General features: G+C 26.5%; 10 protein-coding genes, 1 tRNA gene and 1 pseudogene. 6 read left to right on the forward strand and 6 right to left on the reverse strand.

From position 1 onward, the window contains the following. Together Q0J69_RS13765 and Q0J69_RS13770 are read right to left on the reverse strand one after the other, a co-directional pair. Positions 1–1,409: hypothetical protein (locus Q0J69_RS13765; protein ID WP_297208474.1), on the reverse strand; the 1,409-nt coding region annotated here is incomplete at its 3' end. 3 nt (positions 1,410–1,412) lie between these two features. After that, on the reverse strand, positions 1,413–1,730 hold the full coding sequence (locus Q0J69_RS13770; RefSeq protein WP_297208477.1) for a hypothetical protein: 318 nt from the start codon (positions 1,728–1,730) through the stop codon (positions 1,413–1,415). Between the two features lie 217 nt (positions 1,731–1,947). Between Q0J69_RS13770 and Q0J69_RS13775 the strand changes: the two genes are divergently transcribed. Together Q0J69_RS13775 and Q0J69_RS13780 are read left to right on the forward strand one after the other, a co-directional pair. Then, positions 1,948–2,421 (forward strand): chemotaxis protein CheX, encoded by a 474-nt coding sequence (locus Q0J69_RS13775; RefSeq protein ID WP_297208479.1) that lies wholly within the window; start codon positions 1,948–1,950, stop codon positions 2,419–2,421. Positions 2,422–2,436: 15 nt separating this feature from the next. Then, the gene (locus Q0J69_RS13780) at positions 2,437–2,769 is read left to right on the forward strand and encodes a hypothetical protein (protein WP_297208481.1); all 333 of its coding nucleotides are present in this window, start codon (positions 2,437–2,439) and stop codon (positions 2,767–2,769) included. Positions 2,770–2,771: 2 nt separating this feature from the next. Here the strand turns inward: Q0J69_RS13780 and Q0J69_RS13785 are convergent, their stop codons facing one another. Both Q0J69_RS13785 and Q0J69_RS13790 read right to left on the reverse strand, forming a co-directional pair. Beyond that, entirely contained in the window at positions 2,772–3,911 is a 1,140-nt protein-coding gene (locus Q0J69_RS13785; protein ID WP_297208483.1) for an HD domain-containing phosphohydrolase, read from the reverse strand. A gap of 334 nt (positions 3,912–4,245) precedes the next feature. After that, positions 4,246–5,250 (reverse strand): hypothetical protein, encoded by a 1,005-nt coding sequence (locus tag Q0J69_RS13790; protein ID WP_297208485.1) that lies wholly within the window; start codon positions 5,248–5,250, stop codon positions 4,246–4,248. 147 nt (positions 5,251–5,397) lie between these two features. Here Q0J69_RS13790 and Q0J69_RS13795 point away from each other — a divergent pair. Next, a tRNA-Leu gene (locus Q0J69_RS13795) sits at positions 5,398–5,481 on the forward strand. A 28-nt stretch (positions 5,482–5,509) separates the two neighbouring features. Beyond that, positions 5,510–5,866, forward strand: coding sequence for a response regulator (locus Q0J69_RS13800; RefSeq protein WP_297208487.1), 357 nt, complete (start codon positions 5,510–5,512; stop codon positions 5,864–5,866). A gap of 1 nt (position 5,867) precedes the next feature. On the opposite strand, the gene Q0J69_RS13805 is transcribed toward Q0J69_RS13800, so the two are convergent. Together Q0J69_RS13805 and Q0J69_RS13810 are read right to left on the reverse strand one after the other, a co-directional pair. Continuing rightward, the gene (locus Q0J69_RS13805; RefSeq protein ID WP_297208489.1) at positions 5,868–7,649 is read right to left on the reverse strand and encodes an ATP-binding protein; all 1,782 of its coding nucleotides are present in this window, start codon (positions 7,647–7,649) and stop codon (positions 5,868–5,870) included. A gap of 3 nt (positions 7,650–7,652) precedes the next feature. Then, on the reverse strand, positions 7,653–8,258 hold the full coding sequence (locus Q0J69_RS13810; RefSeq protein WP_297208491.1) for an HAD family phosphatase: 606 nt from the start codon (positions 8,256–8,258) through the stop codon (positions 7,653–7,655). 428 nt (positions 8,259–8,686) lie between these two features. Here Q0J69_RS13810 and Q0J69_RS13815 point away from each other — a divergent pair, with 428 nt between their 5' ends. Both Q0J69_RS13815 and Q0J69_RS13820 read left to right on the forward strand, forming a co-directional pair. Then, entirely contained in the window at positions 8,687–10,720 is a 2,034-nt protein-coding gene (locus tag Q0J69_RS13815; protein WP_297208493.1) for a hypothetical protein, read from the forward strand. Between the two features lie 27 nt (positions 10,721–10,747). Then, a pseudogene (locus tag Q0J69_RS13820) lies at positions 10,748–12,663 on the forward strand (AAA family ATPase); the annotation flags it as partial.

A 12,663-nucleotide genomic window follows, 5' to 3' on the forward strand; every position in this document is an offset into this window, starting at 1 on the left:
TTATCTTCTTCAATTAAAGTATTTTCTTCTGATACTGATTTTTCCTGAACTTCTGATGAAGCATTATCTTCTGATGGTAATTTATCTTCTTCAGTTAAAGTACTTTCTTCTGATACTGATTCTTCCTGAACTTCTGATGAAGCATTATCTTCTGATGGTAATTTATTTTCTTCAATTAAAGCATTTTCTTCTGATACTGATTTTTCCTGAACTTCTGATGAAGCATTATCTTCTGATGGTAATTTATCTTCTTCAGTTAAAGTACTTTCTTCTGATACTGATTCTTCCTGAACTTCTGATGAAGCATTATCTTCTGATGGTAATTTATTTTCTTCAATTAAAGCATTTTCTTCTGATACTGGTTCTGCTTCAACTTCTGATGAAGCATTATCTTCTGCTTCTTTTATATTTTCTGAAATTTCAGCCTGACGTTTTAATTCTTCAGATTCTCTTATACTATTTAAAATAGCTTCATCCAAAGATAAAGCTTCTTTTTTGTCTTCACTTTTTTCTATATTAGATAGATATTCTTCTATATTATTTAGAGTATCCTCATCCAAAGATAAAAGATCATCATCATCATAAGTTTTATCTTCTATCTCTCCAGTATATTCTCCTACATCATTATTATTTATTACATCATAGTCTAATATACCTTCTTCTATCATACTGTTTATATTAGATAAATTATCAATATCTTCCTCATATTCTTCATCATCATCTAATATATTATTTATATCCAAAAGTTCCTCATCGGTATATTCTCTCATTTCCCAATAATCTGATTCTTCTTTATCATCTTCTAGAACATCATCAGAACTATCTTCCAATTTAAAGTCTTCTACACTTTCAATAGAATCTAATTCTCCTTCTTTTAATCCTGATTTTTCTTCTGCTGATTTATGAATTTCACTTTGCTCTTTTGAATATATATTATTAACTACATAAGACTGTTCAGAAGACAGCATATCCTCTGAAGGTATAAATTCATCGTCCTCTTCTTCCTCATCTTCAGTACCATATTGATCAGAACGTGAAGGAAATAGTATTGATATATTATCCAAACTTAAATCATCAATACTGTCAGCTATCTCGAGATCATCCTCTGACAATTTCAAACTGCTTTCTAAAGTCTTATATTTTTGTGTTTCTTCTGCTGTATAAGCTATACTTGATGAAGCATCTTTATCATCTTCTTTTTTAACTTTATTAAAATCTTCTTTACTATATTCTTTAGTTGTTATTTTTCCATTTATTTTAGGGCTGTCTTTATCTGTATTGCCAATAGATATTATAGGAAAATCATTTTCACTTACTTCTATAACTCTTTCTATAAGTTTATCTATATCATACTCATTGAGTGAGACATCTTTATTGTAATCAAAAATACTGGCGAATTCTTTTTCCACTATTTAATTCTCTTCATAATTTTTTCTTATATCAGAGTATTTTTTAGGTATGGTAATAATTATATCATTTGTTATTGGAGTATTATAATCAAAATTATCAGGTAAAAAGCCCAATTCTGACATACCTCCGCACATCTCTAAAACATCTGCCACCGATGAACCATATCTACAAAAATATACCCCTTGACTAATAACAGCTCCTTTTACTGTAACACTAATCAATTCATCATTTACTTCAATATTCTTATGAAAAACATTTATCATTATTCCCAATAAAAATATCATTAGTATAAAAGATAAACAAAATATTCTATCTCTCATAAAATTATCGGTTTTTTATTTGTATAACTATATACAATTTTGTTTAATGATATCATTCTTTTTATTTAACGTCAAGATTATAAAATTCATATACTCCATATTATGTAAATAATTTTAACTTTTTGCTTGATAATTTACCAATAATAGTATACTATTTAAATATATTATATTTATTTCCGATAATATGGAAAAAATAAAATTATATGGTGTTTAAAATATGTTTGACTTAGATGTAGTAAATGCTTTCAGCAAAGGTACAGTAATTATATTAAAAAGCTACTTTAATTCTAAAGTTGGTAAAGGTAATGTAAGAATATACAGAAATGCCAATCATGTGGGCGGCGTAATAGTTTTTGTTGGAATAACAGGAGATTTAAGCGGAAGATTAATGTTCAATATGAGCAAAGCTACTGCTTTCAAATTGGCTTCTGCTCTTAATATGGAATCTATAACTACAATAGATGATATATTTATAGCAACAATAAAAGAATTTGTAAATATGGTTGCTGGAAGTGCGATTAATGACCTGTCTACTAAACATATAGACTTGGATATGACTCCGCCTGCTATATTAATGAGCGAACAAATGTCTATGCTTGAAAAAGAAAATGATAAAATATTATCCGTCAACTATAAAACAGAGCTTGGGGAAATATTTATGAATTTAATATTATTTAATCAGTCTAATTAAAAAATAAGTTGATAAGTGCCTAAAATTGTACAATATTTTATATTAATTTTTGTATTAATCTTTATAATAAAAATTATAATTAATAATATTGTAATAACAAAAAAATCAAATAATTTTTTAAATAAATATTTTAAAGATGAAGATAAACTCTACTCCTTAAAAGAAGTATCTGAAGCATTCAGGCTGGAAGAAGAGCATTTTAAAAAACTTATATACACATTAGAAAAATACAATTATTTTTCATTCTTTAATAAAAGAGGTGTAACAATGGTTAAAGACTTCTACTCTAAATATGAGCTTAAATATTTGATAAAACTGCTAAGTAAAAAGCAAAAACTTAAATATTAATATCACATTATTTCTTTTATAAATAGATCGCTTGAAGTTGATAAGTCCACTACCTCTATTCCATCGCTTACAGTACCATCAAGATGCTTAACTATAGAAAGCACAGGTCTTAAAGGCAAATTAGGATTCTGTTCTATAACCCTAGCTATACTTCCGTCAGAAAGTTTAACTCTGGTATTATTAGGATAAAAACCTACAGCCTTTTGAAAAGCCTTAACAACATCCGTATCAAAATCCTTTTTGGCAAGAGATATTATTACTTTAACAGCTTTATCAGGGGTATAAGGTATGCCTCGCTCTCCTTTAGTTATTAAATTATTAAATGTATTACAAACTGCTACTATTTTACTGTATAAACTTATATCTTTATTATCCTTTTGAAAAGGATATCCTGTACCATCATATTTTTCATGGTGTTCTAATACAATATCTGCTATATTATCATCTAGATTATCTCTTTTTACCAATTTATATCCTTGAGTAGGATGTTTTTTTAATACTGCTTCTTCCTCTTTTGTAAGATTCTCTTTTGTTAATATATTTTCCTGAATAAGCACCTTTCCTATATCATGCACTAAAGCACCAAGCATAATATTAGCCATATCAACCTTTGTAAGATTTAGCTCTCCAGCCGTAATTGCAGATAATGTAGCTACATCAACTGCATGTTTATACATGGTTTCATCCTTACGTTTAAGCATAGAAAGATAAGAATGGGCATCCTTATTATCAAGAACAGAGGTAAGCATACTATTAACTTCTTTCTTCATAGCATCAAAATCTATAGTAGAACCATTTTTTACAGATTCATATAATGATTTTGTTTTTTCTACAGCAGCTTCTTTACTTTTTGCAACCTCCTGACTGTCTATTTTTAATATTTTCTTACCATTTTCTTCTACAACACCTCTTATAACAGCTTTGCTTCCATCCCCAGATGTATTTACAGTATTTTCCTTCTTAAGATTCAAAAGCTCCATTACGCTTATAGTTGTAATAGAATTTCTTTTTAATGTTTCTATTATATCTTTCGTAATTACAGTACCAATATCAACAATTCTCTTATCATCACTGTTATATATATTGCTAGCTACTTTCATTCCTTCTTTAACTTCGCTTAATGGTATTGTAATTTTTGCCATCTATAATATCCTCAAAAAATAAATTATTATATTAAAGTATATAATATCATATAGTGATATATTATCAAGTAAAATTATATATCTAATTAACCCTATATTGTAAATATAATAATTTACAGTTAAAAAATATCAAATAAAAATAAAAAAATATACTTGTTTCAAAACTAATTTTATTTATTAATTATGTACTCTGCATCATTCCGCAGCAGAGAAGAACTGTATATTTATATATTAAAATAACAAATTATACAACATATAAAACACTACTTTTATAATTTATAAAAATTTTATATATAATCTTGTCAAGCACTTTTGAAGCAAGTTTAATATATAATCATGTATTTTTGCTAAAACGCATTGATGTTATATTATATTTATTAAGCCGCAATATAAACACAGCAACTATAACAGCCATAAAAAAAGCAATCATTATAAAATAATTAGCTACGGACATACTGGTATCGCTTTGAATGGTATTTAGCCTTTCAGATTTTGAATTTATACTTTCATCTATGGCATTAGCCTCAGATATGTTGCCGCTTTCCATTAAAGAGCCTTTTCTCATTCTCAAATTATCTATTTCTTTAATTATACTGTCAACCTCTTTGTCTTTTTTAATTTTATTATACAAATTATACCCCCATATACCTATCCCAACAACAGAAAGAACAGATGTTACTATAATTAAAACAAGTATAGCAAATTTTCTTTTCTTTATACTTAAATTTGATATATTAAGAGATTTATTTTTTATATCTTCTATATGATCAATAAGCTCTTTAGAATCAGGGTATACTAATCTAGCCTCTTCCATACATGATAAAAGATTAACCATAGATTTGTACCTCTCAGATCTCTGAAATCCAAGATAAAGTTTATCTATCTCTTTTATTTTATCTTCTACAGTATGTTTAACCACCTTAGGTTTTAAAAAATATGATTTTTTCTTTTTCTTGACTTTCTCATCTTCATTGCCGTTATTTTCTTCTTCTGAGTTTTCGTCATCTGTTAAATTAATATTTTCATTATCATCAACGAAGCCCTTATCAAGTTTTCTAATTCCTCCCAATGTACTTTCCTGACTTACAGTATTTCCATTTTTATCCTTGACTTGAACTCTTATACCGAAAGTATTTCTAAACATAGCCTCAGCACTTTCAACACTGGTATCTTTATTTATAACAATGAAAGCCTTTTGATTTTTTCTTGGATCTGCAATCTCAAATAGTTTAATATTATCAGATTTATGAGCACCTTTATATATTCCAAGCGATATACCGAATTCTCTGTCAAAAGCGTCAAGCAGCTTTGATATAGACATATCTAATGTAATCTTCATAAGAAACCCTCTTTATGTGCTTATTTTATCATATTTTACAATAAATAAAACATATAACTACAAAAAAAGAAAAAATATAGAACATAATACTTGATTTTTATTAAGTATAATTTATAATCTAAGCAATTAAAAAGTATATTTTTAATTGCCGAGATGGCGAAATTGGTAGACGCAGCAGACTCAAAATCTGCCTGAGGCAACTCAGTGAGGGTTCGAGTCCCTCTCTCGGCACATTAATTTACATAAATGAGTGTGCCTTATGAATAACTCAGCCATAATAATAGATGATGACAATAATAGATCTAATAAAGTGAAAGCTGCATTAGAAAGTTCATCCATAGAAGTATTTATAGCTGAAAATTTATACGAATTAATGAGTAAAATTTACAAATATAGCATACGCATATTAGTTTTTAATCCTAATTTGGTTTGGATTAATGTAATAGAGTTTATTAATGAATTAAAAAAACTGCCTAATTTTGATGAATTTACTATCTTCTTTCTATGCGAAAATATAAATAAAAATTTAGAAAAAGAAGCTAAAAGACTAAATATAATATGTATGAAATATCCATCTCATATAAATAAATTAGTAAGCAAAATAGAAGCACTGTAACCTATACCATAAATTTTATAAAAAATGTAGTACCTTCTCCAACTATAGACTCAACATCTATTGTTCCGTTATGTTCCGATATTATTTTTTCTACAGTAGCAAGACCTATTCCTGTGCCTTTTTCTTTAGATGTAAAATAAGGTTCAAATATTTTATGGAGATTATTTTTATCTATACCTACTCCTGTATCAGTGATACTTATAATAAAAAATTCATTTAAATCTATTATTTCATGGTAGGAAGAAATGTATATTATTGAACTGCTGGAATTTTCCATAGCCTCTACAGCATTTTTCAATAAATTCCTAAAAGCCATAGCAAATTTTTCTCTATCCATATTAATAAAATGATCATGCCTGCTTAAAACAACATTAAACTGAATATTAGGTGTGTTTTTAAAAGAATCCACAACCTCCAAAATAACGCCATTAATTGACTGCTTATCCTCAGAAAGTTTTATAGCAAAAGAAAACTCAGAAAAAGATTTTATTAAAACAGATATAACATTTGCATTTTTAACTATTATTGAAGTTGATTTCTTTACTTTTTCTATATCCTTATCAGACATATTACTGGAAATTCGCCTATCAATAAGTTCAGCATTCATAATAATAGGCATAAGAGGATTTTTTATTTCATGTGCAACCTTTATAGCAGCCTCTCTCCAAGTTTCAAGTCTAGCCCTTGTGTTTTCTCTATCTCTGTGATACTTCAAAGCCCTTGCCATAACATTAAATCTATGTATTAAATTTCTCATATCATGCACACCGCCCAGCTTCATATCTATATTAAAATCAGCATTGGTTATTGAATTTGTAGCATCAAGTATCAAACTTATAGGTCTTGTAATAAGCCTTGATATTGCTATACCAAATATTATAGAAAAGAAAGTTGATATCCCTAATATAAATACATATAAAAGATTCAATATCATAGAAAACTCATTAGTAAACATATTAACAGAATTATAAAGCCTAAATGCCTCTAAAGCATTGCTTCTAATTTCTATGTAATTTTTAGGCATAACCTCCGACCATATAACATAATTATCTTCTATTTGTAAAGGTATAATAGCATTAACATAAAATAATCCATTATATTCACTATTTAAGAATATTATTTCCTTATTATCTAATTTATAATTAATATCAACTAGTATATAATCTCCAGAATTAAAGAAAATAATGTTATTGCCGTTATAAGAATTTGATAAAAAAACTATATTATTAAAATATTCAGATCTATCTATAAAGCTGGATACTCTACCATAATTTGAATCATTTAATAAAATATTATATAAATTATCAAAATATTTACTGCCTACATTTGAAATAACATCAAGCATATAATTCTGCTTATTAATTATATCGTTATTTGATATATCTATTAAATATGATATAGATGCATTAATATTTTTGTCCAAAAACAAATCTAAATTGCTTTTAATTATGTATGTAGATATCTTACTTACAAACATACTAGGAACTACAGTCATAAGCCCCATAATAAAAACGATAACTATTTTTAAATGTGATCCTTCCTTTTTCATTATAGCATCAACTATAAATTTAATTATAATAATAACACCTACTATAATGCTTGTAAAAGGGAAAAATAATACAGCAAAAACATAAAAAGGATTCACTATATTAGGTTCATATATAAAACTGCTAACCCATATAGATGCTATCAAATTAACTATAGTAGATATAGCTATAAGACTAGGAACTACTATACCATATCTATTTTTAATCTTTTCGTATCTTTTTTTAATAAAACCCATAAACTATTTCAATTCATCTTTTAAAACATCATACATATCATCTATATTTTTTAGATGAACAGATTTAATACCCATTTCTATGGCAGAATTAACATTTTTAATATTATCATCTATAAATAAACATTCATCAGCATTAACATCAAATTTATTTAAGAAATATTCAAATATTTCTTTATCAGGCTTAACCATTTTTATATCAGCTGATATTATTCCTCCTATACAAACCGAATCAAAAAAATCTGTTTCCTTTCTTAATAATTCAAATGTTTCAATAGGCATATTAGAAAGATAATATATATTGTATCCTTTAGCATGATAATCTTTAAGTAATTCTATATTATTGTTATCTTTGTTAAGACATACTGTTAATGATGTATCAAATATTTTATTTACAGTATCCTTATACTTATTTCCGCATACCTCAATAAAATGCTTTCTAGAATCTTCAAAGCTCACAACACCTTTATCCATAAGTATCCAATCTTTGCTGTTAAATGTATTATTAAAAAAACTTTCTCTGTCTTCTTCATCCACATAATCATTTAAAAAATCTTCAACAATAAATTCATATAAAACATTCCCTATATCAGATATTATATTTTTAATCATAATTTAAACCTTAATTAGTGTATTCGCCTACTCTATCATTCACATATATTATATTTTTCTATAATTTCTTTGTCAAGCAGTATTGACAAATAATAAAAATAAATTTATAGTTAAACAACTCTGCTGTTCTCGTCAAGCGATTGTACATTCTTGCGCCAGTATAAATTAATGCATGAGGGATCTGGAGCGAAGCATTAATGATAGGCTCGCCGGTATCGCGATACGGTTTTGAGAAATCAAGGTCATGTTTCTGAGGAACCCACCTGACGCGAAAAGTCAGGCGCATTTATGTCGCATACGGCTCAGCGGAGGTCTTATAATAAAATAAACCTTTCAAGTAAAATTGCTTTTAGCCGATAACTAATAATAGTTTTTTATGATTTTTTCTTAAAAATATAACAATTTTTTAGATTTAAAGGCTAAACATTATGAATGATAACAGAAATCAAAAAATAATCAAAACTATATTAAGTCTAACAATATCATTTTTAATAATATTTATAGTTGCCATGTTTGCAAGAGCAGCAAGCGATACAATACTGCCTAAAAATAGTGCTGCCTCTTCATTTATAAATGATTATTTAGATATGATGATGCAAAGAATAGATAAAATAGCTGTAGGTATGAAAATAAAAAGAAACAGCGTATCTCAGTATCAAGTAAATTTGATAACTCAGTCAATATCCGATTATGTAGGATATAATATGTATCAAACATCTGATACTTTAAAAAATTATGACCCAAATAAATCACCTACTAAAGCTCAGTTGGAAAAATATAAAAATGATTATTATAGAATGACTGTTGAAAATCCTTATTTAAAAGGAATGACCGTTTTTGATATGGACGGTAAAATGATGCTTAATTTGTATTTATCAAGAAATAAGTCATGGCCTTTAGAACTTCAAAATAATTTAATAAGAGAAATAAAAGAAAAAGGTTCATTAGTATTAAATGCAAGCAATGAAAATGCATTTTATATAATGGAGTACATAAAAAATGATAATGGAGAAATGATAGTTACAACTAGAAATGATTACTCTTATGTATCTGATATAGCTATGTATTATCAGGTTGCTGACAAAAGTTTATTTGTAAGCGATTCAAGAAACTCTGTTTATAATGTTAAAGAACCTATAGGAAATAATATAGAGAAAGTTTCAAGCGTTATTAACAGATATGCATATTATAAAAAACAGCCTAGCTTTGTAGTTAATGATTCTCTTTCTGTATCTATGATAACAAAAGAATATCCTAACTATTTTGAACTTATAGTTTTAGCTATAACAGCTTTATTGATATTGATTTGTCAATTAATAATAAAGGGAATAATAACTTTCTTCAAATATCTTATGCAGATTAAAACTAATAGGGATTATGTTGAAAGTATTAAAGGCAATGATGAATTAATAAGTGAAAATATAGTAAATACGGTATTGCCTGTTTCCAATACTCATGAAGAAATGCCTCCTATGATACAAAAAGTTCATTACAATATACCTGAAGAGTATTTGAAAAAGAATGATAAAGAAAATAAAGATGGAGAATTCAATATTGGTAAAGATATATTAAATATAGTAGCAAATATTAAAGAAGAGATAAATAACTGTAAAAATAGATTTTCTATAACAAAAGAAGATTTGAAAAAAGAAAACAACAAAGAAGATGATGTAAATGAAATAGAAAAATCAGAAGAAATAGTAAAAGAAAATAAAGAGGATAAAGAAGAAATAATAAATGAAGAATTAATAAATAAAGAAATAGAAACTCCAAATATACTAGAAGAAGTAGAAAATGAAATTGATAATGAAGAAGTAAACAAACTTAATAATGAAGAAGAAATCATAGTATCAGAATATGAAGATAAATATGATACTGATTATGATAAATATATACCGTCATCTTATTATGATAAAAAGGAAGATGATATAGAAAAAGAAGTAGAAAACATATTCAGCAGTATTTCAAGTAAACTTAGAGAAGAAAGCATGGAAGCTCATAAAGATGATACTATTATAGTAGAAAATGAAAAAGAGGAAGTATTATCTAATAATGAAATAATACCTGAAAATAACTCTATTAATAACATTATTCTTCCTAAAATAGAAAATAATTCTGAATATAGAAAAATTAATGAAGAAGATATATTCAAGAAAAAGATAGTAAAAGAAAACTTATTATCATCTCATAAAGAAAAAGAAGAAGAAAAAAATAAAGAATATGCTAGAAACTTGTTTAATAAAAAAACTGACAGCTATATAAAAAGTGATTCTAATACTATTAGCAAGGATATATTAAATTCATATAATAAAGCTGTTGATAATATAGATTCAAAATCTGATAAAGAAGAAAAAACAACTAATTCAAGAACAGATGATGTATTTGCTGCTTTTGATAAAATGCTGTCTTCTATAATAAACAAGGCAGAAGAGGATGCTAGAAATAGTATAACAAAAAAATAATTTCATATTGATGCTGAGGGGATTTATATGTTGAATAAACATAATAAGATATCTATCTTTGAATATATATCTATTTTAATAAATATAATAGTACTTGCCCTATTTATAACATTTGTATTCGGACTTAAAAAGGATGCTTTTGATGTAGATACAAAGAAATTAGATAGGAATGCATTGATATGTCAAAACAGTATAGTTAGTCTTGTTAATGATTATGATAACAGATTAAATAAAATAGTTGAAAGTTATCCGTTTATTAATTTCTTGCAAAATGTTGTATTAAACGGTATTGATGAAGGAGAAAGAGATAGAATCATATCAATATTCAGAAGCGGAAACTACCCTTTTGATACAGTAGCATTATATTTGGCAGATGGTAAATCGGTATTTTCTTCGCCTGCAAAAACTAAACCTGTAAATTTAGATAATCAGAGAAATTCTAATGTAAAAGCATTTTTTGATAAAGATTATGATGGTGTTTATTTTATTAAACCTATAAAAAACAACAGAGGCATAGAAGTTGGTTATATTGTAGCGAGTGTATTTAAAAAAATATTTGAAAATACCTCATATAATCTCAATTTCGTAGTATTGCCTAATGGGGTTGTTTATTATAATCCATCTATAGATATTAATAGCATATCGAGAGATGCTTTATCTCAATATATGAGCAGCAATGAAGGCGGTTCTGGAACTATAGATTCTGACAGCAGTTCATTTACATTTTATTCAAGTAAAGTTAAAGATATAGACAATTTTAGTATTGGATTACTAGAATTAAATGTACCTGCAATACAAAAATATTTAAAATATGCTATACTTGGATTATTATCTTTATCATTATTATTTTTAATAACAACATCTTTACTTGAAAAAAATGCTGTTAAAGAAAATATTAGTGAAAATAGTGAAGAAGAGGATGATGAAGATATATATGATGAAGGACCTATTGAAAATGATTATGATAATAATATAGTTAATGATGATGAAAATTTTGATATTGATGACTATGATATAGATACATTGGATGATGATAGTATAAAATATTTAAATAATACAGATAGAAATAGAATAACAAAACAAAGCAAAGTTGATTTACCTAAAATAGATGAAGTTGAAGATATAAAAGTTGATGATGATGATGAAACATTAAAATTAGATAATTTTGATGATGTATATTCTTTAGGCGAAGATGAAAAAAATGAAATACCTAGTTTAGATTCTATTTTGGAAGAAGATGAGAAGCCAGAATTAGATGATATACCTACTTTGGATGATGTACTAGAGGAAGAAAATATTGATGATAATCAGGAAAATGATGAATTAGAAGATGTTCCTACTTTAGATGATATACTTGATGAAGAGGATAATACTGAAGAGCCTAAAGATGACAATGAAGACGATTATCCTGAAATGAAAGAGTATACGGATGATGAATTATTAGATACTGATAATATATTAGAAGATGAGGAAGATGTACCTAATTTAGATGATATAATTGATAAAGAGGATAATAATGAAGAAGACAAAGATGGTAATGAAGATGATTATCCTGAAATGAAAGAGTATACGGATGATGAATTATTAGATAGTGATAATATATTGGATGATGAAGAAAATAAGGATGATGACAATAATATAGATGACACTGATGATATACCTAGTTTGGACGAGTTAACTAATGAGGAAGAGAATACTGAAGAAGACAAAGATGATAGTAAAGATGATTATCCTGAAATGAAAGAGTATACTGACGATGAATTATTAGATAGTGATAATATATTGGATGATGAAGAAAATAAGGATGATGACAATAATATAGACGACACTGTAGAAGATTTGGATGATATACCTAGTTTGGACGAGTTAACTAATGAGGAAGAGAATACTGAAGAAGATAAGGATGACAATGAAGATGATTATCCTGAAATGAAAGAGTATAC

The sequence above is a fragment of the uncultured Brachyspira sp. genome (assembly GCF_944388875.1).
GTDB lineage: Bacteria > Spirochaetota > Brachyspiria > Brachyspirales > Brachyspiraceae > Brachyspira.